This window comes from Bacillus sp. FSL L8-0099, from assembly GCF_038006385.1.
GTDB lineage: Bacteria > Bacillota > Bacilli > Bacillales > Bacillaceae_G > Bacillus_A > Bacillus_A toyonensis.
The window spans coordinates 415,216-441,403 of record NZ_JBBOVC010000001.1 but is presented as its reverse complement, the minus strand read 5'-3'; the positions used below and the strand labels follow the sequence as shown (position 1 = coordinate 441,403).

22 protein-coding genes, 2 pseudogenes, 2 riboswitches and 1 other annotated feature are annotated in these 26,188 nt (G+C 35.8%); of the genes and pseudogenes, 5 read left to right on the top strand and 19 right to left on the bottom strand.

Annotated features, from left to right (window positions below):
* Nucleotides 1–82: 82 nt before the first annotated feature.
* Nucleotides 83–961, bottom strand: coding sequence for an ROK family protein (locus tag MHH42_RS02285; protein ID WP_000759854.1), 879 nt, complete (start codon nucleotides 959–961; stop codon nucleotides 83–85).
* 62 nt (nucleotides 962–1,023) lie between these two features.
* Nucleotides 1,024–4,644 (bottom strand): SH3 domain-containing protein, encoded by a 3,621-nt coding sequence (locus MHH42_RS02280; protein ID WP_340892856.1) that lies wholly within the window; start codon nucleotides 4,642–4,644, stop codon nucleotides 1,024–1,026.
* A 232-nt stretch (nucleotides 4,645–4,876) separates the two neighbouring features.
* Here MHH42_RS02280 and MHH42_RS02275 point away from each other — a divergent pair, with 232 nt between their 5' ends.
* A complete protein-coding gene (locus tag MHH42_RS02275) occupies nucleotides 4,877–5,647 on the top strand; it encodes an LPXTG cell wall anchor domain-containing protein (protein WP_131202420.1) in 771 nt (256 codons plus the stop codon).
* A gap of 115 nt (nucleotides 5,648–5,762) precedes the next feature.
* Here MHH42_RS02275 and proS read toward each other — a convergent pair whose 3' ends face one another.
* On the bottom strand, nucleotides 5,763–7,193 hold the full coding sequence (proS, locus tag MHH42_RS02270) for a proline--tRNA ligase (RefSeq protein WP_340892854.1): 1,431 nt from the start codon (nucleotides 7,191–7,193) through the stop codon (nucleotides 5,763–5,765).
* 47 nt (nucleotides 7,194–7,240) lie between these two features.
* Nucleotides 7,241–7,446 (bottom strand) — a binding site (T-box leader).
* Between the two features lie 93 nt (nucleotides 7,447–7,539).
* Nucleotides 7,540–7,833, bottom strand: a complete 294-nt coding sequence (locus tag MHH42_RS02265; RefSeq protein ID WP_000383863.1) for a YesK-like family protein — start codon at nucleotides 7,831–7,833, stop codon at nucleotides 7,540–7,542.
* A 153-nt stretch (nucleotides 7,834–7,986) separates the two neighbouring features.
* Here MHH42_RS02265 and MHH42_RS02260 point away from each other — a divergent pair, with 153 nt between their 5' ends.
* Together MHH42_RS02260 and MHH42_RS02255 are read left to right on the top strand one after the other, a co-directional pair.
* The gene (locus tag MHH42_RS02260; protein ID WP_000356455.1) at nucleotides 7,987–9,300 is read left to right on the top strand and encodes an alkaline phosphatase family protein; all 1,314 of its coding nucleotides are present in this window, start codon (nucleotides 7,987–7,989) and stop codon (nucleotides 9,298–9,300) included.
* A 107-nt stretch (nucleotides 9,301–9,407) separates the two neighbouring features.
* The gene (locus tag MHH42_RS02255; RefSeq protein ID WP_000738837.1) at nucleotides 9,408–10,691 is read left to right on the top strand and encodes an MFS transporter; all 1,284 of its coding nucleotides are present in this window, start codon (nucleotides 9,408–9,410) and stop codon (nucleotides 10,689–10,691) included.
* A 43-nt stretch (nucleotides 10,692–10,734) separates the two neighbouring features.
* Here the strand turns inward: MHH42_RS02255 and MHH42_RS02250 are convergent.
* From MHH42_RS02250 to MHH42_RS02215, 8 genes and pseudogenes are all read right to left on the bottom strand, one after another.
* A pseudogene (locus MHH42_RS02250) lies at nucleotides 10,735–11,043 on the bottom strand (hypothetical protein).
* A gap of 48 nt (nucleotides 11,044–11,091) precedes the next feature.
* On the bottom strand, nucleotides 11,092–11,343 hold the full coding sequence (locus MHH42_RS02245) for a helix-turn-helix transcriptional regulator (protein WP_080001328.1): 252 nt from the start codon (nucleotides 11,341–11,343) through the stop codon (nucleotides 11,092–11,094).
* A 56-nt stretch (nucleotides 11,344–11,399) separates the two neighbouring features.
* Nucleotides 11,400–12,632, bottom strand: a complete 1,233-nt coding sequence (locus MHH42_RS02240) for an MFS transporter (RefSeq protein WP_000645356.1) — start codon at nucleotides 12,630–12,632, stop codon at nucleotides 11,400–11,402.
* A gap of 67 nt (nucleotides 12,633–12,699) precedes the next feature.
* Nucleotides 12,700–13,281, bottom strand: a complete 582-nt coding sequence (locus MHH42_RS02235; protein WP_001231936.1) for a TetR/AcrR family transcriptional regulator — start codon at nucleotides 13,279–13,281, stop codon at nucleotides 12,700–12,702.
* Between the two features lie 80 nt (nucleotides 13,282–13,361).
* Nucleotides 13,362–13,505, bottom strand: coding sequence for a hypothetical protein (locus MHH42_RS02230; protein WP_016107458.1), 144 nt, complete (start codon nucleotides 13,503–13,505; stop codon nucleotides 13,362–13,364).
* Nucleotides 13,506–13,631: 126 nt separating this feature from the next.
* Entirely contained in the window at nucleotides 13,632–13,871 is a 240-nt protein-coding gene (locus tag MHH42_RS02225; protein ID WP_016107457.1) for a hypothetical protein, read from the bottom strand.
* A gap of 12 nt (nucleotides 13,872–13,883) precedes the next feature.
* Complete coding sequence (locus MHH42_RS02220) at nucleotides 13,884–14,198, bottom strand: thioredoxin family protein (RefSeq protein WP_001091216.1); 315 nt, start codon at nucleotides 14,196–14,198, stop codon at nucleotides 13,884–13,886.
* A gap of 15 nt (nucleotides 14,199–14,213) precedes the next feature.
* Nucleotides 14,214–14,547 (bottom strand): annotated as a pseudogene (locus MHH42_RS02215) (DnaJ family domain-containing protein).
* Between the two features lie 371 nt (nucleotides 14,548–14,918).
* Here MHH42_RS02215 and MHH42_RS02210 point away from each other — a divergent pair.
* A complete protein-coding gene (locus MHH42_RS02210; protein ID WP_097854202.1) occupies nucleotides 14,919–16,943 on the top strand; it encodes a glycosyl hydrolase family 18 protein in 2,025 nt (674 codons plus the stop codon).
* A 564-nt stretch (nucleotides 16,944–17,507) separates the two neighbouring features.
* On the opposite strand, the gene MHH42_RS02205 is transcribed toward MHH42_RS02210, so the two are convergent.
* From MHH42_RS02205 to MHH42_RS02185, 5 genes are all read right to left on the bottom strand, one after another.
* Nucleotides 17,508–18,257, bottom strand: a complete 750-nt coding sequence (locus MHH42_RS02205) for an ABC transporter ATP-binding protein (protein ID WP_000016055.1) — start codon at nucleotides 18,255–18,257, stop codon at nucleotides 17,508–17,510.
* A complete protein-coding gene (locus MHH42_RS02200) occupies nucleotides 18,254–19,252 on the bottom strand; it encodes an ABC transporter substrate-binding protein (protein ID WP_016107455.1) in 999 nt (332 codons plus the stop codon). The genes MHH42_RS02205 and MHH42_RS02200 overlap by 4 nt, the downstream gene beginning before the upstream one ends.
* Entirely contained in the window at nucleotides 19,249–20,022 is a 774-nt protein-coding gene (locus tag MHH42_RS02195; protein ID WP_016107454.1) for an ABC transporter permease, read from the bottom strand. The genes MHH42_RS02200 and MHH42_RS02195 overlap by 4 nt, the downstream gene beginning before the upstream one ends.
* A complete protein-coding gene (locus tag MHH42_RS02190) occupies nucleotides 19,994–20,314 on the bottom strand; it encodes an MTH1187 family thiamine-binding protein (RefSeq protein WP_000082906.1) in 321 nt (106 codons plus the stop codon). The genes MHH42_RS02195 and MHH42_RS02190 overlap by 29 nt, the downstream gene beginning before the upstream one ends.
* A gap of 101 nt (nucleotides 20,315–20,415) precedes the next feature.
* Nucleotides 20,416–20,517, bottom strand: a riboswitch (TPP riboswitch).
* 61 nt (nucleotides 20,518–20,578) lie between these two features.
* Entirely contained in the window at nucleotides 20,579–22,318 is a 1,740-nt protein-coding gene (locus MHH42_RS02185; protein WP_340892848.1) for a methyl-accepting chemotaxis protein, read from the bottom strand.
* 140 nt (nucleotides 22,319–22,458) lie between these two features.
* A riboswitch (cyclic di-GMP riboswitch) is annotated at nucleotides 22,459–22,543 on the bottom strand.
* 282 nt (nucleotides 22,544–22,825) lie between these two features.
* Here MHH42_RS02185 and MHH42_RS02180 point away from each other — a divergent pair.
* Nucleotides 22,826–24,139 carry an anaerobic C4-dicarboxylate transporter family protein gene (locus tag MHH42_RS02180; protein WP_016107452.1) on the top strand — a complete coding sequence of 438 codons (1,314 nt, stop codon included), beginning with the start codon at nucleotides 22,826–22,828 and terminating at the stop codon, nucleotides 24,137–24,139.
* 67 nt (nucleotides 24,140–24,206) lie between these two features.
* Here the strand turns inward: MHH42_RS02180 and ilvA are convergent, their stop codons facing one another.
* Both ilvA and thiE read right to left on the bottom strand, forming a co-directional pair.
* Nucleotides 24,207–25,415, bottom strand: coding sequence for a threonine ammonia-lyase (gene ilvA, locus MHH42_RS02175; protein ID WP_016107451.1), 1,209 nt, complete (start codon nucleotides 25,413–25,415; stop codon nucleotides 24,207–24,209).
* A gap of 108 nt (nucleotides 25,416–25,523) precedes the next feature.
* Complete coding sequence (gene thiE / locus MHH42_RS02170) at nucleotides 25,524–26,183, bottom strand: thiamine phosphate synthase (RefSeq protein WP_016107450.1); 660 nt, start codon at nucleotides 26,181–26,183, stop codon at nucleotides 25,524–25,526.
* Nucleotides 26,184–26,188 lie beyond the last annotated feature (5 nt).

Here is a 26,188-nt window from a genome sequence, read left to right as displayed (position 1 = left end):
GTATTCTTCTCTTATATTGTAGCATTATTTATCTATTGAGAAAAAGAATAAATTCTCAATTATATGAAAACACCTATATCATTTATTTATATTGATGTAAGAAGTGGTAAATCGAACCAATCACTCCTGCGTGATTACGATTTTGTGCGATTTTAATCTCGCAATTACTATAAATCTCAGGATTTAAATATTTTCGTACCTCTTCCTTTACTTCTTCTAAAAATCGATTACCTCTATTAGTAATCCCTCCACCAATAATAATTACTTTTGGATTGAAGATATAAGCAAGATTACTAATTCCAATGGCTAAATGTTTAAAGAATATTTGAACGGCATGTATAACTTCTTTATCCTTCTGATCATATAATTCAAAAATTTTTTCACCGTTCCAATTCCCGCTACCTTTATACTTCCGCACAAGAGAAATTAACCCTGAAATCGAGGCAACCTCTTCAAATTGTTTCCCTTCGATCAACATATTGCCCCATTCACCAGCACTAAATGAATGACCTCTGTACAGTTTTTTATTAATAACAATAGCTCCCCCTATTCCCGTTCCAAGGGTAAGCATAATGCAATTATTTTCATTTCTTCCAACACCTTGCCACATCTCTCCAAACAAAGCACAATTGACATCATTTTCAATGGATATAGGAACTTTTAATACAGCTTGTAATCTATCAATAATAGGAATACCAGCATAGCGTGGAATATGATCCACGCCGCCAGTTATGATTCCTCTATGAATATCTACAATTCCGGCTGTACTAATACCGATTCCAGAAACAACATGTTCATTCATTAATTGCTCCGCCAAGCTAATAATCTTTTGAACGATTTGTTCCCCACCTAAATGGGCCTCTGTTAATGTAGTTTCGTGATTTAGTAATATCCCAGATTTTGAAATAATCCCATATTTAATCTGTGTACCACCAATATCAAATGCGATATATTTTTTCACACTGTCACTTCCTCTAACATTATGAACTTCACTTTTCTGCATTGAAATGATGATGTTTTCCTTTAATAAGAGTTCACAAGATTTACAGATCCAGCTTTTACGTAGACACTGTTGTATTCTTTATTATCCGAAACAATTTCATAATACGATCCTTGTGGTGTATTAACTGTTTTCTTAATGGCTACCATAATGTTGCGAGATGTCATTCCAGTCTGACCTTCAGCCATACTTTTGAATATCGGAGAACCTGCCGTTAACGTTCCAAGTCGATATTTATTTAAATCTTTACTTCCATTCATTGCATCAATTCTATACATAAGCGAGGCAATTTGCTGTCCCCAATTTTCATCACTTGCATACATGACGTTCATTCCTTGTGCCTTATCTCCTAAGTTTCCACCATTATATGTATTTCCACTTGGATTTAAGTAATGCTTATCTATATATGCCGCACAAAAATCAATACCTTCTTCCCATGTTTTGAATCCAGTTGCACCATTATATGGATCTGAATCTACCGCTCTAAAGCCAAATAAATTTTTCTTATCTTGCGCGATACGACTTGTTCCCCATCCTGATTCTAAAATTGCATGTGACACTAAGTAACCGGCATTCATCTTATATTTCTCTGCTGCACTTACAAAATATTTTCCTAATCCAATAAGTGGACTCTTTGCATTCGATTTACGTAAGAAATTATCAATTTCATCTCCTGTATAAGTAGATGTTGCACGAAGTGGCATATACTCAAAGTATTGATAACTATCTTGTCCTCCAATTTGCTTCTTATCAAAAGCCTCGTAACGCTCTCCTTCTTTTAAATGTTTCGGAGCATTACCAATTTGATACGTTGCATGTTTACCATTTTCCGGATTGTATACATAATGATATAACTTGCCATTTTTAGTTGCATAATACGACGTTTTCTCACCAGTCATTGTCGGATGTAATGTAACATCATTTATATTCACATAACCTGTCATACCATCAATTTGGACATGAATACGATCATCAACAGCTTTTACAAATTTCAGGTCAGCTCCACCCTTTACATATGTGAGCTTTTTACCCGTCGTAATATCATAAATATTAATAACACCATTTGCACGAACGAAACCTTGCTTCATATTTACAACTTTACCGTCACTTTTAATGTAAGCATCTTCTTTCATATTCTGCATAATTTGTGTTGCTTCCGCTTCATTTGGTTTTTGAACCTTTTGTGATGAGGTAACAATTTCATAAGAAGACGAACCTTGTTTAACTTTTAAGAACTGTAACGAAACATAACCCTCTCCGCCATTAAAACGGATTTTTGCCCAGCCATTTTCTTTTCCTATGATCGTAACAGTCTCTCCATTTTTCAAATGACCGACAGCTGCCGCACCTGTTGATGGACCTTTACGTACATTTAATAAAGATGCATTTACAACTGCTCGTTCTTCTGTTACCTGTCCAGGGTTTGTTGGGTTTGTTGGATCTATGGAATCTTTACCAATCGTTATAAACTCTAACGACACATAACCTTCTTTTCCTTGGTAATTGATTTTCGCCCAGCCATTTACTTTTCCTAGTACTGTTACTTTTTCACCGTTTTTTAAGTTTCCTAGAACCGAGCTACTTGTATTCGCCGCACTTCTTACTCGGAGACTTGTCGCATTGATCGTTCCTACTTCTTGCGTTCCATTCGTAATGTCTTCCGCTGGCTTTTCTTCTTGTTTTCCTGCTTCTAACTTCACAAACTCTAACGACACATACCCTTCTTTTCCTTGGTAATTGATTTTCGCCCAGCCGTTTGCTTTTCCTAGTACTGTTACTTTTTCACCATTTTTTAAGTTTCCTAGAACCGAGCTACTTGTATTCGCTGCACTTCTTACTCGGAGACTTGTCGCATTGATCGTTCCTACTTCTTGCGTTCCATTCGTAATGTCTTCCGCTGGCTTTTCTTCTTGTTTTCCTGCTTCTAACTTCACAAACTCTAACGACACATACCCTTCTTTTCCTTGGTAATTGATTTTCGCCCAGCCGTTTGCTTTTCCTAGTACTGTTACTTTTTCACCATTTTTTAAGTTTCCTAGAACCGAGCTACTTGTATTCGCCGCACTTCTTACTCGGAGACTTGTCGCATTAATCGTTCCTACTTCTTGCGTTCCATTCGTAATGTTTTCCGCTGGCTTTTCTTCTTGTTTTCCTGCTTCTAACTTCACAAACTCTAACGACACATACCCTTCTTTTCCTTGGTAATTGATTTTCGCCCAGCCGTTTGCTTTTCCTAGTACTGTTACTTTTTCACCATTTTTTAAGTTTCCTAGAACCGAGCTACTTGTATTCGCCGCACTTCTCACTCGGAGACTTGTCGCATTGATCGTTCCTACATCTTGCGTTCCATTCGTAATGTTTTCCGCTGGCTTTTCTTCTTGTTTTCCTGCTTCTAACTTCACAAACTCTAACGACACATACCCTTCTTTTCCTTGGTAATTGATTTTCGCCCAGCCATTTGCTTTCCCTAGTACTGTTACTTTTTCACCATTTTTCAAGTTTCCTAGAACTGAGCTACTTGTATTTGCCGCACTTCTTACTCGGAGACTTGTCGCATTAATCGTTCCTACTTCTTGCGTTCCATTCGTAATGTTTTCCGCTGGCTTTTCTTCTTGTTTTCCTGCTTCTAACTTCACAAACTCTAACGACACATACCCTTCTTTTCCTTGATAGCTGATTTTCGCCCAGCCATTTGCTTTTCCTAGTACTGTTACTTTTTCACCATTTTTTAAGTTTCCTAGAACCGAGCTACTTGTATTCGCCGCGCTTCTTACTCGGAGACTTGTCGCATTGATCGTTCCTACTTCTTGCGTTCCATTTTTAATCGTTGCATCTGATGTTTTCGGTTGTTCCGGCTTTTTTATCTCTTCTGTGTTGCCATCAATTTTCACAAACTCTAACGATACATACCCTTCTTTTCCTTGATAGCTTATTTTTGCCCAACCATTCGCTTTTCCTAGTACTGTTACTTTTTCACCATTTCTTAGGTTCCCTAAAACCGAGCTACTTGTATTCGCTGCGCTTCTTACTCGTAAGCTTGTTGCATTGATTGTTCCTACTTCTTGTGCTCCATTTTTGATTGTTGGTTGCAGTTGCTTTTGGCCAGAAGTGTCAGGTGTTTGAATTGCATCTCCAAATTTTAAAAACTCTAAAGATACATATCCCTCTTTTCCTTTATATTCAATCTTTGCCCAGCCGTTCGCTTTTCCTAATACCGTTACTTTTTCATTTTTTTGAACATAGCCAATCATTGAACTACCTAGAGTTGGACTATTACGTACATTCAAACGAGTTGCCGTAACAATTCCCTCTTCTTTTTGTCCATTATTAATCGTTAATTGTTGTTTTTGTTCAACGTTTGGATTTCCATTCGAAAATCCTAAAAATTGTAATGTGACATACCCCTCTTTTCCATCATGAGAAATTTTAGCCCATTCTTTTTCCTTACTTAAAACTTGTACATTTGTTCCCTTTTTTACTGTTCCTATAACTTTCCCTTGAGTTGTAGGTTGTTCACGTATATTTAAATTTGTTGCATTTACTGTCGCTAAATTATCACTTTCTGCAAAGGCATGCGTCGAAATAAAAGATGTTGCTGTCGCTAGAAATGTACCTGTTATTATTTGTTTTGTTGTTTGTTTCATAATTTTTTATAAGAATATAAGAAATCCTATATTCTTCAGCCCTCCCTTTTTTATTCTTCTTACTATTAATCTTAACATATCATTCCGAAATATTTATTTTGAATATCTAAATATAGCCATAAAATTTGTGAACATCTTATCTATATAGTTTTTTGCATAAAACTATATCTCCTATGAAATATTACAAAGGGATGTATTTTAGATGGAATATTAATTTTTCAGGAGGAAAACAATGACGAAAATCTTCATTTTAGCATCAACACTTTCTTTATCTTTTTTTAGCGGCTTGAATATCGGTAATGCAGCCACGGAAAACTTCTCTCCAACAAACGCTATTGTACAAAACAGCGATCATTTAGCAGAAGGAAACTCAAAAGATAATAATAAACCTCCAGGAAGCAACGGTTCTGGTGGTAGCGGTTCTGATGACAGCGGTTCTGGTGGCAGCGGCTCTGATGGTAGTGGTTCTGGTGGCAGTGGTTCTGGTGGTAACGGTTCTGGTGGCAGCGGCTCTGATGGCAGTGGTTCTGGTGGCAGCGGCTCTGGTAGCAACGGTTCTGGTGGTAGCGGCTCTGGTGACAGCGGCTCTGATGGCAGTGGTTCTGGTGGCAGTGGTTCTGGTGGTAACGGTTCTGGTGGCAGCGGCTCTGATGGCAACGGTTCTGGCGGTAGCGGTTCTGGTGACAACGGTTCTGATGGCAATGGTTCCGGTGGCAACGGTTCTGATGGCAGTGGTTCCGGTGGCAACGGCTCTAGTGGCAACGGTTCTGGTGGCAATCGAGTTAAGGGCGATAGCAGTTTGCAAGATGGCAAAGGCTCCCAAGATGGCAATCGAGTTAAAGGGGATAGCAGTTCACAAGGTGGTAACGTAAAAGATAATGCGACAAAACAAGGTGATAAGTTACCTAATACTGCAGCACATTATCCTGCATCTATTTTAATAGGACTTTCAACATTCCTAATTGGTATGTTATTGTTTATTCGCCGTAAAAATGCAAAATAAAGACCAACATCCTTCCATCTAAAAAATACATGAAACCAATATAAAACTAAAAAGGGCTTTGGATTGCAGTTTATTATGCAACCCAAAGTCCTTTTGGCATCTATCAGAAAGCGTATTAATATGCTTTTCCCCAATAGACCATGTGCTTTGCTTCTTTACTACAGCAAATACATTCGTCAGCTAAATGTTCTTGCTCAAAAGGCATACAACGTGAAGATACTCCAACTTCTTCTTTTAATTTCTCTTCACAAGCTAGTTCTCCACACCACATCGCCTTAATAAACCCTTGCTTTTCATCAGCTGCTTTTTTCATCTCTTCGAAATTCGTCACACTATACGTATTCTCATCGCGAAATACTTTTGCTTTATTAAATAAAGAATGATGAATTTCCTCCAGTAATGATGGAATGCGTTCTTCTAATTGATCCATTGATATACATTCTTTTTCTTTCGTATCTCTTCTTACAAGTACAACTTGATTCTTTTCAATATCCTTTGGACCCACTTCTAATCGAATTGGAATTCCCTTCATTTCATACTCATTAAATTTCCAGCCCGGTGTTTTAGTGCTAGCATCTATTTTTACACGCGCAACCTTCTGAATACGTCCTTGTAACTCTGTTGCTTTTTCTAACACACCTTCTTTATGCTGAGCAATAGGTACAATAACAACTTGTACTGGAGCGACTTTGGGCGGCATTACAAGTCCGTTATTATCACTATGGACCATAATAAGTCCACCTATCATTCTCGTTGATACACCCCACGAAGTCTGGTGTACATATTGCCACTTACCGTTACGATCTAAAAACTTAATATCAAATGCTTCAGAGAAATTCGTTCCAAAGTTATGAGATGTTCCTGTTTGAAGTGCTTTTCCATCATGCATTAAACTTTCAATCGTATAAGTTGCCTTCGCTCCCGCAAACTTTTCTTTTTCTGTTTTTTGTCCTTTAATTACTGGTATCGCTAAGTATTCCCCACAGAAAGAGGCATATAGATTTAAAATATTTAACGTTTCAGCTTGCGATTCTTCTGCCGTTTCATGAATCGTATGGCCTTCTTGCCATAAAAATTCAGTCGTACGAAGGAATGGTCTCGTTGTCTTTTCCCAACGAACTACTGAACACCACTGATTATATAACTTTGGCAAATCATTATATGATTGAACAATCTTTGAGAAATGCTCACAGAATAAAGTTTCCGATGTAGGACGTACACAAAGTCTTTCCGCTAACTTTTCATCCCCGCCATGCGTAACCCATGCTACTTCAGGAGCAAATCCTTCAACATGATCCTTCTCTTTTTGCAATAAACTCTCTGGGATAAACATTGGCATATACACATTCTCATGACCAGTTTCCTTTAACTCTTCATCCATCACTTTCTGCATATTCTCCCATAAGGTATAACCGTACGGACGCAGAATCATACACCCTTTTACACTTGAATAGTCAACAAGTTCAGCTTTTTTTACAATATCGGTATACCACTGCGCAAAGTCCTCTTCCATCTTCGTAATGGCTTGCACTTGTTCTTTTGCCATAGTCAGTCTTCCTCCTTTTAGAAAATACAAAAAAGCCCGCGCCCCTAAATAGGGACCGAGCTTTGCCGGCGTTACCACCCTGATTCATACACAAAAATTGTATATGCTCTCTTTTTGATAACGGGAATTTCCCGCTGCATATGCAGAACTCAAAGGTAGGTTCCATATCGCCCTTTAAGAATCTTTCAGCCAAACGGATTCTCTCTCTGCAAAAAAGGTTGGACATGTACTAGTCCTTTTTCAGCGTTATAACGAAATAAATTTGTTGATTATCATAATACAAATTCTTTTTTAAAACAATAGCTAATTTTCTTATTTTTATATATTCTTTTCATTTTTTGTAGTTTTATACGTAGCTCTTTCGAACGATTTTCACAAGTTGATGTGCAACCATACCGATAAGTGTACCAAGTAGAACGAAGAAACAAATAAATCCATATCCCATTCCTTCCCACCCACCAATAGCTATCATTGTTACAGGAAAGAAAGCTAAACAAAGAAGTACTAAACTAAGTGAAAATATAATATCAAACTGTTTGTCTGGAAAACGTTTCTTTAGTAAATATGAAATAGCAAATACTAGGAGAATCGTGATTCCACCAATGATGTAAAAAATACCAAATCCATCTAGCCAGTCCATAGTATTCCCTCCTTTCATTCAATCCCTTATACTTATTATATGTTTAATTTTTCTGAAAATAAATAATAAATTTTATTCAGAAACATATTTTTATTACTAGGTATTAATAGTAATATATAAGAATAGGTTTTATATAATTAGGAGGATTACTTTATGGATAAAGCATTAACTAATCGTGTCATTATTTTATCATTCGACTGTTTATCAGCTTTAGATTTTCCTATACTACAAAAATTACCTAACTTCCAATCTCTAATAAAAAAGGGCGCGGTTGTAGAAAAAGTAGAACCAATTTATCCTTCTGTAACATATCCAAGCCACTCAACAATCGTTACTGGAAACTACCCTAATAAACATGGTGTTGTTACCAATACTTTACTTCAACCAGGACGTGAATCACCAGATTGGCATTGGTACCGGAAATCGATAAAAGGAACAACATTATATGATGAAGCACGCAAAGCAAATTTAACGACAGCAGCCCTTCTTTGGCCTGTTACTGGAAGAGCAAACATTGATTACAATTTACCGGAAATCTTTCCAAATAGACCGTGGCAAAATCAAATTTTAGTTTCATTATTTAGCGGTAGCCCGCTATACCAATTAGATTTAAATCGACGGTTCGGTCATATACGAAATGGATTATCACAACCTGAACTCGATGATTTCGTTCTTGCTTCTGCTGTACATACAATCCTTACAAAAAGGCCTAATGTCATGTTTGTGCATTTCACTGATTTAGACACACAAAGACACTATCATGGCTTTGAATCTAACGAAACAATAGCAGCTATCCATAGGCACGACGAACGTCTAGGAAAAATTATTCATGCATTAAAAGAAAGTGGAATATACGAAGAAAGTACAATTATTGCCCTTGGTGATCATAGCGCTTTAAGTGAAAACAAATCAATTCAATTAAATGTGCTATTCCATCAAAAAGAGCTTATATCTCTAAATAAAGAAGGTAAATTAGTAGACTGGAAGGCCTACTGTCAAAGTTGCGACGGTTCTGCCTATGTATATGTGAAAGACAAAAACGATACGGATACCATTCGGGAAGTACAACTACTTCTTGAAGAACTGCTTCAAAATAAACAAAATGGCATTGAATTTATACTTCATGATGAAGCGGCGAAAGAATCCGGTGCAGATGGTAATTGTTTATTTATGTTGGAAGCACAAGAGGGGTATTATTTCACTGAAAATTATACCGGTGATTTTATAAAAGAAATTACTAAAAAAGATGTTACTTCTAGTAAAAAATATACATTTGGAACTCATGGTTACTCCCCAACAAAGCCTAACTATGAAACAATTTTTATCGCTGCTGGAAAAGGTATTCAAAGTGGCGTTACAATCCCGTATATGAGACTTATTGATGAAGGTCCGACTATCGCAAGATTACTCGGTTTGCACTTAGGCGAAACAGACGGATCCATTATAGAGGATTTACTACAATTGTAAAGAACTGTGTATATTTGTAAAAGTTATGTAAAAATCATCACTGTTTCTCTTTTTATAATTTTTATTTTTGTACACTGTTAGTAGAACAATTTAAGGGGGAACATTATATGAAAAAAATGTCCAGACAAGAAAAAAGCTGGATATTATATGATTGGGCGAATTCGGTATATTCGCTCGTCATTACAACTGCACTATTCCCAATTTACTTTAAAGCAGCTGCAAAAGAAGCTGGACTATCTGGTGCAACTTCAACAGCATATTGGGGATATGCAAACTCATTCGCTACACTTTTAATTTCTATACTTGCTCCTATTCTCGGCACAGTTGCTGATTATAAAGGGTTTAAAAAACGATTTTTCACATTCTTCTTTGGACTCGGCATCGTATTTACAAGTATGCTAGCAGTCGTCCCAACATCCCAGTGGTACTTATTACTAGGTTGCTATATGCTAGCACTAGTCGGTTTTGCTGGAGCAAACATTTTTTATGATGCATTTTTAGTAGATGTTACCTCTAAAGATAGAATGGATCGAATTTCTACACGAGGCTTTGCATTAGGCTATATTGGGAGCACAATTCCTTTTATCGGTTGTATCGCTCTTATTATTCTTGCTCAAAAAGGCACTATCCCTTTATCAGTCGGCATTGCCAGTCAAATTTCATTCGCAATAACAGCTCTTTGGTGGGGATTATTTACAATTCCAATGCTAAAAAACGTAGAGCAAACACATTATATTGAACGCCATCCAAGACCAATTGCAATGAGCTTCAAACGCCTTGCTGATACTTTTAAAAATATTAAAGAATATAAAACAGTCTTTATGTTCCTAATCGCCTATTTCTTCTACATTGACGGGGTCGATACAATTATTACTATGTCTACCGCTTACGGAACAGATCTCGGTATTAGTGCAACGAATCTATTAATCATCTTATTTGTCACACAAATTGTAGCTTGTCCATTCGCTTTATTATACGGAAAATTATCAGAAACATTTACAGGGAAAAAAATGCTATATGTTGGTATTATTATTTATATCATCATTTGCACATATGCTTATTTCTTAAAAACGACACTCGATTTCTGGATTTTAGCAATGTTAGTTGCCACTTCTCAAGGTGGTATTCAAGCACTTAGTCGTTCCTATTTTGCAAAACTAGTACCTAAAGAATCGGCAAATGAATTCTTCGGATTTTATAATATATTTGGCAAGTTTGCCGCGATCATGGGTCCAGTATTAGTCGGTGTTACAACGCAATTAACGGGAAAAACAAACGCTGGTGTCCTTAGTATTATCGTATTGTTTATTATAGGTGGATTCTTATTAACTAGAGTTCCTGAAAATGATACACCCGTTACACCACCTAATCCGAAAACTAAAACGCTATAAAAAGAAGATCCCCTTCACACAAGAAGAGGATCTTTCTTTATTTTTAACGATAACGCTTTACAAGTAAAAACTCTACAGCTGGCTTTACAACTCTAGCGGCACATAACGTAAGTAAAAGCGGTACATCATGAAAATCTATCCATTTATTAAAACCTACCGATGCGAAAAAAAACCAAAAAATAAATACAATGCGTACATAATATGTAACATTTGCACTTGTTTTTCATACATGTTTTTCTAAATCTTTCTTCTCCTCATTTGCCCTTCAACATTATGCGATGCTACAAATAAATAGTGCATACCAGTTTACTTGAAGTTCAATTAACCAATAGTAAAGTGCAAATGCTAGCATACTTATAACTACTAATGTCGTAACTAAAAGACTTATTTTCTCTTTCCCCTACAGCTTATACAAAAATAGTTTATCAACAGTTGTTCCCAATACTTCCGCTAAACGAAAAGCTAACGCTAAGCTTGGATCATATTTATTATTCTCAATTGCATTTATCGTCTGTCTTGATACGCTACACTTATCAGCTAATGCACCTTGTGAAATATTATTTTCAGTGCGTAATTCATAAATTTGATTTTTCACATCTTTTCTCCTAACATGTAAAATCGTTTTTACAACATTAGTATATAATCGGTACATTTCATTGTCAAAAGACTGCCACAAGAAAAGGGAGCAATTCTGCTCCCTTACAATGGTTATTTCGAGGCTAACGAATTTGTTAGTTCCTCTTTATTAGCGACATCTTCTTTATTTATTTGCATGCGTAGAACTGGTCCAATCGCTAATAAAATAAGTGACATCGCTATACAAAATACAATAACTAATGAAGTCATTTCCTTCAATCCTCCAGCTAGTGATGTTCCAATTAACATTGCCCCCATAAACATTGGTAAAATGGTTCCATTTACTCTTCCAATCATATTTTCTGGTACAAGTTGAATCATAAGCGTACCGACAACGATATTAACACAAGCTAAACAAATACCTGTTCCAAATCGCATCAAACTAGTAATCCAAAATGATGTGGACAACCCTTCGACTAAAAATGAGATTGCTAATATACTCATACCAAATACAAACATCTTTTTCGGATTTACTTTTGAAGCGAAAACCGCAGCAACAATACCACCGATTAGCATACCTATTCCATCCGCTGCTGCTAAATATTGAACTGCTTCCTTTTCCATTCCAAGACGTTCTATTACAAGAAACACCTCTAATGGATTCGTTAATCCAACAGCTAAGCCCATAATTGTGAAAGTGATCGTAATCATACGTAAATTTTTCGTATGAAGAACGTATTTCCATCCTTCTTTTATATCATTTTTTAATGATCCCTTCACTGCTTGCTCTTGTTCAATCCATTTCGGTAAAAATGAAAGGGCGATAGCAGATAATAAAAATAAAATGATTAAACTATATAGTGACGTAAATAAACCAAGTTGTGTATACACAAGCGATCCTACAACTGGTCCGAAAATCATAAACAATGACTGTAATGTTTGGTTAAATGCAATCGCATTTGCTACCTGTTCTTCCTTTACATAGCGCTTAAATATGCGTGAAGATGAAGGCTGAGAAAACTGACCTACAATTGCGGAAACGAGTGTCGCAAAAAATATTGCCTGCCAGTAATCAATCTTTAACAATAAAACAATCCCTATAATAGACAGTACACTTAACACATCCCCAGCAACCATTGTTCTTTTCGGGTTCCAGCGATCTGCTAACGCGCCACCAATGAAAGAAAAAATAAAAATAGGTGCATATTCCATGACCGATAATAGTGAGACTGAAACTGGATCATTATTCGTCCGCTCCATTATGAAATACAATAGGGCCATATTTCTGATCCAAATCGCAAATTGTTGTAAAATATCGGATGCCATAACGAGCATAAATGCTCGATTTTTAAATAAAGCTTTCATTTCCGCTCCTCCTTTTATAAACCGACCATTCGGTCTAATTCATTTTAAAAGAAAAGCCGCTGACTTATTATTCAGCTGCCATCCCTTTTAACAATACATCTATTGCCTTTTTATAAACTCGCTTTAACTCGTTATAATCTAGCTCATAGTAAAGCACTCCAAGCCCTGATAATAAGCCATGTACAATATACATCAAATCGCGCGCATTTTCTTCACGAAACTCTCCAGACTGTATACCTGTTTCGATTAATCTCTCAAACATAACATATGATTCTCTAGTTAAAGCTAATAATTCATCTAGAACCTCTTTGCTCACAACTTGGCTCATAGAAAATTCCTCTATTGCACTCGAAATAGGTTGTTGTATATCCTCTACATAATATTCTGCGAGACCATATAATTTTTCAATACTAGTACTATACAACTTCTCTTTTTCATTCCATTTTTCAAGCCAATCATACGTATGCTGTTTTACTACAAATAAAAATAATTCTTCTTTACTTTTAAAATGGTAATAAATACTCCCTTTACTTCGCTCTGTAATTTCACAAATATCTTCCATAGATGTGGCTGCATAGCCTTTTTGTGAAAACAGATTTTCTGCTTTGTATGCAATTTCCTTCTTTATCTCTTCTGCGCTTTTTCTCATACTCACACCTCTTTAAACCGACCGTTCAGTCTAATGATAACAAATGAAAAACCTCTTTCGCAAGAGGCTATATTCCTTATTTACGAAAACGTACTTTCAAACCAAGTTCGGATCATATGTATTGTTCCAAATTTAAATCCAAGTTTAACAAGAAATACACCTCCAGCAACTAATAAAAACAATGCTACTTTCCCTTTATTTTTCATTTTCGGTTCCCTTCCCATTTCCATTCTCCTTATCATGTTAAAAATATTAAACAAACGTTTATTTAACTGTTAGTGTGCGTATGTAAGCCAACTAATCAAACGTTTGTTTAAAAAAGAAATACGCCTATATAAGGCGTATTCTTATCAATCACCGCAACTACCTCCACTATCTCCTCCAAAAGACCCTCCACAGTCATGTGAACTGCTATCATGTGAGCTGTCATTATTATCAGATCCAGCAAAGAAAAAAAGCGGTGATGAGTTATTAGACGAATTATGTATGTTATTTTGTTTCGTAAGGTTTACTTTCTTTTTGTTTGATCGAACAGCTATTACAATTATTCCAATGACAACAAATAATAGTATGACAATAATAAATTCCATATAAAAACCTCCCTAATTCTCGAATAATTGAATGGTTCTCTCTAAATTTTCAAGTGAAATAAAGCGCGATTCACGAAGGATCTCTTTTCCATTATGAAATAACAAAATTGTCGGCCCTGTAAATACTGCATATCGCCCCGCAACTTCTTGCATGTCTTGTAGTAATATCTCTATTTTCTCTACGTAATCATAATTCTCTAATACGTAATTTACTTTCCTTAACATGACATCACAAACACCACAATTTTCTGTTTTAATAAATAGAAGTACTAATTGCTGTTCTTCAATATATGTTGCTAATTCTTCTATCGTTTCAAATGTATTCATCTTATCCCTCTTAACTTAATTTACGAAATGCTGAACTATCTTTCTCTTTTCCATTACCTGCTGAAAACACAACGTTTTTGCTGTTAACCCTTCTTGTAATTTTTTCCTCTCTACTTCATCATAACAGCAAGCAATTAAATCTTCTATTTTTAATATATCTTTTGTAATTCCATTTCTGCTGGAATCATTCCCGCATTTTTTAAATTTTATAGCTCATCCTTAACTCTAGAGGTACCATTAAAAGATCTTCTAATTGTAGTGGTTTTCCTTTTCTCGAAATATAATCCAGATCACCATTCCAGATTGCTTGTCGAACCTTTTCTTCAGCAATGTTCAAAAACACATCCACACTATCCTCTCACTTACATATTTTTACTATTATTTTATATGAAATTTCACCATCTTACCACACCATTACAAGTTGACTTCATACAATTTTTTCTCAAATTTATTTATAATAAGCTATTTTCTTCCTCACCGGTCTTTCATTTTCATATGCAGTTTGTATTAAAGCCTTTTTGTATTGAGAAAGTCTTTCTTCATACAATAAAGCGTTTACACTAAATCTTACATTTGTTACGATTTAATCACCCCAGCTCCCTTGTATAGACTTCGTGATGTCTGATCATTTTTATCTAGACGTTTCATACGTCTAGATTCACTTTGATTTATCGGCAAATGCCTTTAAATATATCTTTTACCTTGAAAGGGGAAATGACTATGAGGTCAAAAAAATTCACATTACTATTGCTATCTCTACTACTCTTCTTACCTCTTTTTCTCGCAAATTTTATTACTCCAAATCTCGCATCAGCAAATTCACCAACGCAAAACCAAAAAATTATTGGGTACTTTCCTTCGTGGGGCATCTACGGACGTAATTATCAAGTTGCAGACATCGATGCATCAAAGCTCACTCATTTAAACTATGCGTTTGCTGATATTTGCTGGAATGGAAAACATGGAAATCCTTCTACACATCCCGATAATCCAAATAAACAAACATGGAACTGTAAAGAATCTGGTGTACCGTTGCAAAATAAAGAAGTTCCTAATGGTACTCTCGTATTAGGTGAGCCCTGGGCTGATGTCACAAAATCTTATCCAGGATCAGGTACAACTTGGGAAGATTGTGATAAATATGCCCGTTGTGGCAACTTCGGAGAATTAAAACGACTAAAAGCTAAATACCCTCATTTAAAAACCATTATTTCCGTCGGAGGCTGGACTTGGTCTAATCGATTTTCTGATATGGCAGCTGATGAAAAAACTAGAAAAGTATTCGCAGAATCAACAGTCGATTTCCTACGTGCATACGGATTTGACGGCGTCGATTTAGACTGGGAATATCCAGGTGTTGAAACGATTCCTGGTGGTAGTTACCGTCCTGAAGATAAACAAAATTTCACGCTCCTTCTTCAAGATGTCCGAAATGCTTTAAATAAAGCCGGTACTGAAGATGGAAAACAATATTTATTAACAATTGCTTCAGGGGCAAGTCAACGTTATGCCGATCATACAGAGTTAAAGAAAATCTCTCAAATACTCGATTGGATTAATATTATGACATATGATTTCCACGGCGGTTGGGAAGCAACTTCTAACCATAATGCCGCATTATATAAAGATCCGAATGATCCAGCAGCTGATACGAAATTTTACGTAGATGGAGCTATTGACGTTTATAAAAATGAAGGTGTACCAGCTGATAAACTCGTATTAGGCGTACCATTTTACGGACGTGGTTGGAAAAGTTGTGGAAAAGATAATAATGGGCAATATCAACCATGTAAACCAGGTAGTGATGGCAAACTAGCATCTAAAGGTACTTGGGATGATTATTCTACTGGTGATACGGGTGTTTATGATTACGGTGATTTAGCAGCGAATTACGTAAACAAAAATGGTTTTGTACGCTATTGGAATGATACAGCTAAAGTACCTTATTTATACAATGCTACTACAGACACATTTATTAGCTACGATGACAATGAATCTATGAAATATAAAACAGATTATATAAAAACGAAAGGTTTAAGTGGAGCAATGTTTTGGGAACTTAGTGGTGACTGTCGCACAAGTCCAAAATATAGCTGTAGTGGTCCAAAATTGCTTGATACGTTAGTAACCGAATTACTTGGTGGACCTATCAGTCAAAAAGATACTGAATCACCAACGAACGTAAAAAACATTGTGGTTACTAATAAAACCTCAAGCTCAGTCCAATTAAGCTGGACTGCATCTACTGATAATGTGGGAGTTACTGAATATGAAGTTACTGCTGGGGAAGAAAAATGGAGTACAACATCAAATAGCATTACAATTAAAAATTTGAAACCTAATACGGAATACACTTTTTCAATACTAGCAAAGGACGCTGCCGGGAATAAATCACAACCTAATTCTATTATTGTAAAAACTGATGATGCTAACACAACGCCTCCTGATGGTAATGGTAAGGCTACATTTTCAGTTACTTCAAATTGGGGAAGTGGCTATAACTTCTCAATTGTAATTAAAAATAACGGCACAAGCCCTATTAAAAACTGGAAGTTAGAATTTGATTATAACGGCAATTTAACACAAGTTTGGGATTCTAAAATTAGTAGTAAAACAAATAATCATTATGTAATTACAAATGCCGGATGGAACGGTGAAATTCCTCCTGGTGGATCCATTACAATAGGAGGTGCAGGAACAGGTAACCCTGCCGAACTTTTAAATGCCGTTATTAGCGAAAACTAGACGTAACATTCTTTAATTGTTTCACTAAAGTTTGAATTTAGGTTTGAATAATTTTTCCTAAATTCAAACTTTAAATTTTGCGAAAAATCACAAATTAAAATTACAATAACCGATTATAATTATATTTAGTTTTCAATATGAAGTTTGCGTGAAGTTCATCTGAATTTTACATGAATTTCCTTTAATTTCTATTGTCTTCCCATACTAATCACCTTATTCTTTATATATAGGAATAATTTTTATTCCATTTCAAGCTATCTATATATACAAAAAAGATAGTTGCCTATTAGGGAAAGGCGTCTAATATTATTATAAATATAAACATAATCGCAGAAAAAGCACGCTTATAAGCGCACCATAAGAGTGCTTCTTCATACAATTCTCATGTAAGAGTTCTCGAAAATCATGTTAATCACAAAGAAAAGGCCGTAGCTTATATAAGCTACGGCCTTTTCTTTGTGATTATTTTTAAACGTTCCATTCTTCGATATTCCATACTTTCGTTATCCACGTTTCATAGAAAGAAGCTCATGTGAAACGATTAAAACTGTTAAAAGACTTTTTCTATTTTTTCATATAAGGAGCTAATACACTTAAAATTTCTTCCTTATCCTTCTTTAACTCCAATGATGTTAACATATCCATCGTTCGAGGACGAGGTAATTTCACTTGCACTTCACCAACTATTGATGCTGGTCTTTGAGATAAAATAAATACGCGATCAGAAAGCAAAATTGCTTCATCTAAGTCGTGTGTAACCATAACAATTGTTTGCTTTTCTTGATGCCAAGAATTTAAAAGCCAACTGTGTACTTCCATTTTTGTAAATGCATCTAATTTTCCAAAAGGCTCATCAAGTAGCATAATTGGCTTCTCACATAAGTATGTACGAAGAAAGCTAATTCTTTGGCGCATACCACCAGATAATGCATCAGGATAATGATCCGCATATTCATCTAACTCAAACTGCTTTAATGCTTCCATTCCTTCTGTTAACCTTTGTTTTTTAGATTTCCCCTCAATTTCTAATGGAAGAACAATATTTTGTAAAGCCGATCGCCACGGTAATAATAAATCTTGTTGTGGCATATAGCTTACAACATCTTGTTTTCTCACATGTTCCTCGTTATAAAATACCTCTCCACTCGTTGGCTCTTCAACACTCGCAATCATATTTAACAATGTGCTTTTCCCACAACCACTTGGACCGACAAAAGAGACAAACTCTCCCTCCTGTATAGAGGCACTAATATTTGCTAATACATTCTTTCCATCGAAAGATTTCACAATATCTTTTATTTGTAATCCGCTCATTTTTCACTTGGAAGGAATTCATTTGTAAAAGCATCTTTTACATCAATTTTCTTTTTAATAACTTTGTTGTCGTATAAGAAATTCATGTAATTCGTCCAAACTTCTTCCTTCTGTACTCCCCACGCTTTTGCATCATCTTGATACTTCGTACTTAACCACTTTTGACTTTCTTGTACTAATTCCTTATTCACATCTGGAACAGCTTTAATTAAAATATCAGCAGCTTCTTTCGGCTCTTTAATTGCAAAATTATAACCTTCTGTCGTTGCAGTCATAAACTTTTTCACGAAGTCTTTATCTTGCTTCGTATGTTTTTCACTCGTAATAATAACAGGACTATAGAAATCAAGCGCTGGATCTAAGTCTTTCACCATAATCGTATTTAACTCTTTTCCTTGACGCTTCGCTTCAATGCCATCCCATCCATAATAAATCCATTCAAAGTCCGCATCACGACCGATTGATTTGAAGAAGTCTGTTTGTCCTAAGATGATTTTTTCGACTTTATTAAAATCAGCTTGATTTTTCTCCATAATTGTTTTTAACGTCGCTTCTTCTGCTGGTCCTCCCCAGCCGCCATAACGTTTACCTTCAAAGTCTTTCGGTGACGTCATATTATCTTTTTTTAGTGATGCAAAAGCAGAGGTATTATGCTGAATAATTGCACCAACAGAAACAACTGGGATTCCTTCAACACGAGCTAATGTTACATTTTCCTGTGCACTTATCGCAAAATCTGCTTTCCCAGAAGCAATCATCTGCTCTGCTGTTACATTATCACCAGGCTGGATAATTTCTACATCAAGCCCTTGTTTTTTGTAATAATCTTTCGTTTTCGCTACATATAAGCCAGTATGATTCGTATTTGGAAACCAATCTAAAACAACTTTTACTTTTTTATCTTTACTTGCACTTTCTTCTTTCTTCGCCGGATTACACCCAGCCACACTTACTGCTAATAAAGCAGCTAACATAATTTTTAAACCTTTTTTCATTTTCTGCCGTCCTTTCTATATATCCATGGTGCTGTTATTCTTGCCATAAACTCCACGATAAAATACAGGCATAATGTCACCATGACGATAATTGCTGCAACACCAAATACTCGAGCAGTTAAAAAGGATTTTGTAGCTCTCGTAAGCATAACCCCTAACCCTTCACTTGCACCGAGCCATTCTCCGATAATTGCCCCCATCACGCTATATGTAACTGCAATTTTTAAACCCGAGAAAAAGTATGGGAGCACTGCCGGAAACTTTACTTTCTGGTAAACTTGCCATTTCGTTGCTTTCATTGTTTGCAACAATTTCAACATATTTTTATCTACAGTTTGAAAACCTTCTAAAATACTAAGCGCAATTGGGAAGAAACAAACGAGTATGACGACCATTACTTTCGGCAACATCCCATATCCAAACCAAATAATAAATAACGGTGCAAGTACAACGATTGGAATCGTTTGCGAAATAACGAGCAACGGATTTATTAAAATACGAAATAAAGGTATCACGTCCATAATAATTGCAATGCTCGTCCCAAGTAAAATCGCAAAAAATAGTCCGATTATAACTTCCTGCAGTGTTTGCATCGTATTTGGTAATAGTAAATCCTTCATTCCAATTAATTCTTGAACAATGGCAGAAGGCTTTGGTAAAATCCACGGTTCGATTTTAAATAATGAAACAGATCCTTCCCATATCACAATGAGAAGGATAAGCCAAATTGTTGTAATAAGTTTAGATTGCTTCTGGTTTTGCATATTCATCACGGTACTTCCAAACCTTTTCATCTATCGTTACACCAGTGCTTGGACGATAATGGATTTTAATAGAAGTAATCACTTCTTCAGCTCCAGCATCGACGCAAGCTTGCTGCGCACGTTTCACGACATCAAGAAGTACATCTAATTCTCCTTCCAACGTTGTTTCCATTGCTCCTACTTCATAACGAACTCCCGATTGTTGTACAACTTCAATTGCTTTATCAACAACAGAATATACATCTTTTGTTTTTGCTTGCGGTACTACTGAAAATGACATTGTAACTTGTTGTGACATAATAAAATCCCCCTTATAAAATATGTTTCCCAAAAAAGAAAAGGCTTTCCTACCATGTAGGAAAGCCTTGTATACAAGTTATTCTATAATAACTTATGCTACATCACTTTAAAGTAACTCCCTACGCTGGCATTATCCAGATCAGGTTGAGGGTCGATGTATACTTACATCCTCTCAGCCAATTGGCTCCCCGGTTCTTAATTCGTTCTCATTGTAGCATGATTTATTTTATTGAACAAACAAAAGCATGTATAATCATTTCATTTAACTTTTAAATTCCCCAATTAACTCTTGTAACTCCTGTGAAAGCCAGCTTAAAGAACTCGCTAATTCAGCAATATCTTGTACAGACATTTCCTGTTCTTTCATACTCGCTTCAATATTACTACTACCATTCGCATACATATTTGCGATATGTGATAGTTCATTTACAACACGAACAATATTTTTGCTATTTTGCAATATATCACTTGAATTGCTAGAAACAGCTCTAACTTGATTGGTAACAGATTGTGCTGATTTTGAAATTTGTTCAAAGAAAGCATCACTACTTTGAACAAATTTAATTCCAGATTCTACTTCTTTTGAAGCCTTTTGCATTAAAACAACAGCTTCTTTCATTTCAGCTTGTGTTTCCCCTATTAATTTTGCTATATCTTTTGCTGGTGCTTTCGTCTGCTCTGCTAATTTACTCACTTCATCAGCAACAACAGCAAATCCCTTTCCGGTTGCCTCAGCACGTGAAGCTTCAATAGAAGCATGTAAAGCTAACGAATTAGTTTGATTAGAAATACCTGTAATTACAGTTACAATATCACTAATTTCTTTTGATCTTGTTTCCAATGAATAGATGATAGAAGATACATCCTGTACTGCATTTTGTATTATGTTCATTTGATTCATCACCTGTTCAATAACACTATTTCCTTTTACTGAATGATGCTCCATACCTTCAGACTCTTTCGCCATTTGTTCTGCAGCATTTTTTATCTCTTCTATCTTTTCTTCCATTTCATATACAATACCTAAATACTGTGGTACTGAAGTTTCTTGTGACTGAGCGCCAGCTCTTAACCCAACCATAGAACTTACGATTTCTTGAACTGCCATGCTATTCTCTTTCGTACTCACTGACAATTCTTTTGAAGATGAGGAAACCTGTTCTGCTGTCTGCTTCACTTTATCTACAATTCCTTTAAACTTCTCGATGGTATTATTAAAATACGCATTAATAATACCAATATCATCTGATCTTTCCTCTAATTTAATACTTAAATCACCTTCACCGACTTTGCGCAATCCTTCACGTAAATCTCGCAATGGAGCAAGTGCGTTACGTACAATTAAGAATTGAATAACAGTTGCAATTAAAACAGAAATACAAATAAACATTAAACCTTGTATAATGAACTTTTCCTTTGTACTAGGAACAATAGAGGCATCTACATCAGCTGCAACAAGTGCCACAATATTTCCGTCTCCATCTTTAATTGGCTCTAATATCGTTACCCATGACCCTAATTGATCTTCATATACTTCTGTCATGTTCGCTTTTTTCGTGTTCATTACTTTATCATATGCTTTCATCCAAAGATCTGGTTGTTTATAATATTCTCCCGGCCTTACTTCAACAACCTTTGCTAACCCTGTAGCCAAATCGACGATTAGTAACTCACCTTTTTCATTTTTTTTTGCTCCAACAATATAGGTTTGTCCAACACTATTCAATTCTTCCGTTGCTTCATCTAATTTGTCTGTTAACTTCTCTCTCTTTTCTCTTTGTGCCACTGGGTCTTTTGTAACATCTCTCACTATTTCTTCGTCTAATTTATGTAATACCGTATCTCCTGTTTCAAAAGAATGTCTTTCAAATATAGACATCATACTATTTTGAAACATGTTAAAACTTAACGCTCCCATAGTACCAACAAGCGTCAAAATAACTAACACAGTTAACAATACATTCTTTTGAAGAAACGACAACTTATGCCAATACTTTTTCATCAACATCACCTTTCTTAATTAATATAATATAAAGTAAAACTATTAAAATATAAATCCCAACAAATGACAATGATTCTCATTTGTTTACAAATAAAAAAAAGACCAATGAAAAGAGCATTGGTCAAGAGCAACCCTATCCGTCCGGTAACTGGCTAGCATAGCCTTTCGGCCTTAGCTCCTGTAGTTTTGCGTACTCATGTTTCCATCAGTTTGCCTTTCTCGCTGAACGAGTTGAACGATATGGGAGTTCTATGAGAATTAAATTATTCTCTTTCCAAGGTTACAACATTCAAATTAAAATGTCTACTTATTTAGAGATATAAATATAAAATTCCAATGTATTATTTTTTCGAAATAATTTAACAAAATACGTGAATGTTACTTTTTTTATGTTATATAATAAAAAACGTATATAAACCAAAGATTCCTTCGGATATTTCATTAATTTTCATTTAAATTAAATTATTCGAATATATCTTAACTTATGAATTTCGGAGGTAATTTATCATGTTTTGGCTACAATTTCTTACCTTATTACTCTGCATTTTTATTGGTGCACGCCTAGGCGGAGTTGGCTTAGGAGTAATGGGTGGAGTTGGTATGGCAATACTCGTTTTTGTCTTCCACTTACAACCAACCGCTCCTCCTATCGATGTAATGCTTATGATTTTAGCAGTAATTACTGCTGCTGGTGCTTTGCAAGCCGCTGGAGGAATGGACTATCTTGTTCATCTAGCTGAGAAAGCTTTACGAAAAAATCCAAAGCGCATTACATTTTTCGCTCCAATTGTTACTTATTTGTTCACACTATGTGCTGGCACTGGTCACGTTGCCTATTCTGTACTTCCTGTTATCGCAGAAGTCTCTCGTGAATCGGGAATTAGACCCGAACGACCAATGTCAATTGCCGTAATCGCTTCTCAACAAGCAATTACAGCTAGTCCCATTTCAGCTGCCACAGTTGCCCTTTTAGCAATGTTAGCTGACTATAAAATTACTTTATTAGATATTTTAAAAGTAAGTATCCCTTCTACTTTCATCGCTTGTATGGTAGCTGCATTCGTTGCTAGTAAAATGGGGAAAGAACTAAATGAAGACCCTGAATACTTAAAACGATTAAAAGAAGGTATGATTCCTAAACTTGAAGAGAAAAAAGAATTTGTAGGTGTAAAAGGCGCTAAATTATCAGTTATTCTTTTCCTAGTAGGAACTTTCCTTGTCGTACTTCTTGGTTCATTTGAAGCACTTCGTCCGGGATGGATGGTTGACGGGAAGTTAATTCGTCTTTCCATGCCAAACACAATTGAAATGGTTATGTTAACCATCGCAGCTCTTATTATTATTTTCTGTAAACCAAATGTAGAAAGCATTGTGTCTGGTAACGTCTTTAAAGCTGGAGCAACAGCAGTTGTTGCTATTTTCGGTATCGCTTGGATGGGAGATACTTTCTTTAACGGAAACTTAAATATGATTCAAGGATCAATTCAGCACTTAGTTACAAGTGCACCATGGCTATTTGCTATCGCATTATTCATTCTATCTATTTTACTGTACAGCCAAGCAGCAACAGTTCGTGCTTTAATGCCACTTGGACTATCTCTTGGTATTCCGCCAGCATTACTGATTGCTATGTTCCCTGCAGTAAACGGATACTTCTTCATTCCAAACTATGGAACAATCGTTGCTGCCATTAACTTCGACCGCACTGGTACAACAGGTATCGGTAAATACGTTTTAAATCATAGCTTCATGATTCCCGGCCTAATCGCAACCTTTACTTCTATCGGAATTGGAATGCTCTTAATTTCAATTATGTTTTAAATAAAAAGCACAAACCTATAATTTTAAAAGGTTTGTGCTTTTTTATTTAAACGTTTGTTTAATTTTTTCAATCAATAACTTCTACAACATACCCTTTCTTTTTTAAACCACTCAATATTTCTTCAATATGATTTCTATCTTTCGTTTCTAATGACAAGTGCAATTGCGCATATCCTGGAAATACCTTTGTACCAATCCGTTCTAAATGTATATTTAATACATTTGCTTCAAAATTTGTTACAATCTCGAGCAAATGGTGCAAATAGCCTGGCTTATCTTTAATCATTGTCGCGATGTGAATGAAGCGTCCTGCTTCAACCATTCCATGCTCAATAATACGCGAAATAAAGTTTACATCGACATTTCCACCACTTAGTACGGATACGACTTTCTTTTCTCTTATTGGGATTTTGTGATAAAGCAAAGAAGCTAATGAGCTCGCACCAGACCCTTCAACCAACAATTTATTCCGTTCAAGAAGCATTAACATCGTTCGTGCAATTTCCATTTCATCTACACAAAACACATCGTCCACATAACGTTGTACAAGTTCAAATGTCAAATCACCTGGCCTCTTAACCGCGATTCCATCCGCCATAGTTGGCGTCGACTCTACTGTTATTACCTTCTTTTCCTCAAGTGACTGTTTCATTCCCGGACAAGCAAGTGTCTGCACCCCGTATATTTTTACTGATGGCTTTTGTTCTTTAATTGCCATCGCAACTCCTGCAATTAATCCTCCACCTCCAATAGGACAAATAACAGCCTCTACATCTTCCAACTGTTGTAATATTTCCAGACCGACTGTACCTTGACCAGCAATTACTGCTTCATCATCAAATGGATGTACAAATTTCGCTCCTGTCTTCTCTTTTAAATCTAGTGCATAAGCTAATGCATCATCAAATACAGCACCTTGTAATTCTACATGTGCACCGTACCTTTTTGTCGCAAGCACCTTACTTAACGGAGCACCTTTTGGCATCACAATCGTACAAGGAATACTAAGCATATTACTAGAATAAGCGACTCCTTGCGCATGATTTCCAGCAGATGCCGCAACAACACCATTTTCTAAATCACCTTTCTCAAGAGAAACCATTTTATTATAAGAACCACGTACTTTAAAAGAGCCTGTCTTTTGTAAATTCTCCAGCTTTAAATACACTTCATTCTGTGATAACTCACTAAATGTACTTGAATAATCTAATGGCGTCATATGTACAATGCCCTTCATTTTCTCATAAGCAGCTATAATATCCTGAAATACAATCATGCCTTCGCCTCCGAAACAATATATGTTTATACATACTAGTTTAGGCGGCATATTTTGTTTTATACGACAAAAGACCACGCAGTATTTTCATACTACATGGTCTTTTATCTACAAACACTTATTTACTTCCTCAGCTAATCGCTTCGTACTTTCATATGCAGAATCCGCTAAACTAATTGCAGAAATAACTGAAACACCATCCGCACCCGCTTCTATAACGGTAGCAGTATTTTCAATTGTAATCCCACCGATACCAACGATCGGCACTGTAATTCCTTGTTCTCTAAAATGAGCTAAACCTTTCGTTCCTTGAACAGCTTTCGTATCTTTTTTCGTACTCGTTGGGAAAATAGGACCAACGCCTAAATAATCAGCTCCGTTTTCAATCGCCCATTTTGCTTCTTCAATTGTATGTGTAGATACACCGATAATTTTATTTCCCATCTTTTCACGAACAGATGTAATCCCTTCATCATCTTGTCCCACATGAACACCATCTGCATCTAATTCAATGGCCAATTCTACATCATCATTTACAATGAAAGGAACACCATATTCCTTGCAAAGCGCCTGCAATTTCTTTGCAAAACGCACTCTATCCTCTCCAGTTAAAGCCCCTTCTCCCTTTTCACGAAATTGAAAAAGTGTTACTCCACCGTCTAATGCTTCTTTCAATATAGCTAACGGATCCTTCGTGCAATTATTGCTTCCCATAATAAAATACACTTGTAATAAGTTAGACATTTTCTTGGTTTCAATGCGCATCATGTGTT

Excerpts from the sequence above, each read along its gene's own strand:
- MHH42_RS02190 (WP_000082906.1), bottom strand. The coding sequence starts at position 20,314 with ATGTCACAACAAGTTACAATGTCATTTTCAGTAGTACCGCAAGCAAAA.
- MHH42_RS02245 (WP_080001328.1), bottom strand. The coding sequence starts at position 11,343 with ATGTACCGATTATATACTAATGTTGTAAAAACGATTTTACATGTTAGG.
- proS (WP_340892854.1), bottom strand. The coding sequence starts at position 7,193 with ATGGCAAAAGAACAAGTGCAAGCCATTACGAAGATGGAAGAGGACTTT.
- MHH42_RS02185 (WP_340892848.1), bottom strand. The coding sequence starts at position 22,318 with ATGAAAAAGTATTGGCATAAGTTGTCGTTTCTTCAAAAGAATGTATTG.
- ilvA (WP_016107451.1), bottom strand. The coding sequence starts at position 25,415 with ATGATTGTATTTCAGGATATTATAGCTGCTTATGAGAAAATGAAGGGC.
- MHH42_RS02260 (WP_000356455.1), top strand. The coding sequence starts at position 7,987 with ATGGATAAAGCATTAACTAATCGTGTCATTATTTTATCATTCGACTGT.
- MHH42_RS02180 (WP_016107452.1), top strand. The coding sequence starts at position 22,826 with ATGTTTTGGCTACAATTTCTTACCTTATTACTCTGCATTTTTATTGGT.
- MHH42_RS02255 (WP_000738837.1), top strand. The coding sequence starts at position 9,408 with ATGAAAAAAATGTCCAGACAAGAAAAAAGCTGGATATTATATGATTGG.
- MHH42_RS02265 (WP_000383863.1), bottom strand. The coding sequence starts at position 7,833 with ATGGACTGGCTAGATGGATTTGGTATTTTTTACATCATTGGTGGAATC.
- MHH42_RS02235 (WP_001231936.1), bottom strand. The coding sequence starts at position 13,281 with ATGAGAAAAAGCGCAGAAGAGATAAAGAAGGAAATTGCATACAAAGCA.
- MHH42_RS02230 (WP_016107458.1), bottom strand. The coding sequence starts at position 13,505 with ATGGGAAGGGAACCGAAAATGAAAAATAAAGGGAAAGTAGCATTGTTT.
- MHH42_RS02220 (WP_001091216.1), bottom strand. The coding sequence starts at position 14,198 with ATGAATACATTTGAAACGATAGAAGAATTAGCAACATATATTGAAGAA.
- MHH42_RS02225 (WP_016107457.1), bottom strand. The coding sequence starts at position 13,871 with ATGGAATTTATTATTGTCATACTATTATTTGTTGTCATTGGAATAATT.
- thiE (WP_016107450.1), bottom strand. The coding sequence starts at position 26,183 with ATGATGCGCATTGAAACCAAGAAAATGTCTAACTTATTACAAGTGTAT.
- MHH42_RS02280 (WP_340892856.1), bottom strand. The coding sequence starts at position 4,644 with ATGAAACAAACAACAAAACAAATAATAACAGGTACATTTCTAGCGACA.
- MHH42_RS02240 (WP_000645356.1), bottom strand. The coding sequence starts at position 12,632 with ATGAAAGCTTTATTTAAAAATCGAGCATTTATGCTCGTTATGGCATCC.
- MHH42_RS02205 (WP_000016055.1), bottom strand. The coding sequence starts at position 18,257 with ATGAGCGGATTACAAATAAAAGATATTGTGAAATCTTTCGATGGAAAG.
- MHH42_RS02200 (WP_016107455.1), bottom strand. The coding sequence starts at position 19,252 with ATGAAAAAAGGTTTAAAAATTATGTTAGCTGCTTTATTAGCAGTAAGT.
- MHH42_RS02195 (WP_016107454.1), bottom strand. The coding sequence starts at position 20,022 with ATGAATATGCAAAACCAGAAGCAATCTAAACTTATTACAACAATTTGG.
- MHH42_RS02210 (WP_097854202.1), top strand. The coding sequence starts at position 14,919 with ATGAGGTCAAAAAAATTCACATTACTATTGCTATCTCTACTACTCTTC.
- MHH42_RS02275 (WP_131202420.1), top strand. The coding sequence starts at position 4,877 with ATGACGAAAATCTTCATTTTAGCATCAACACTTTCTTTATCTTTTTTT.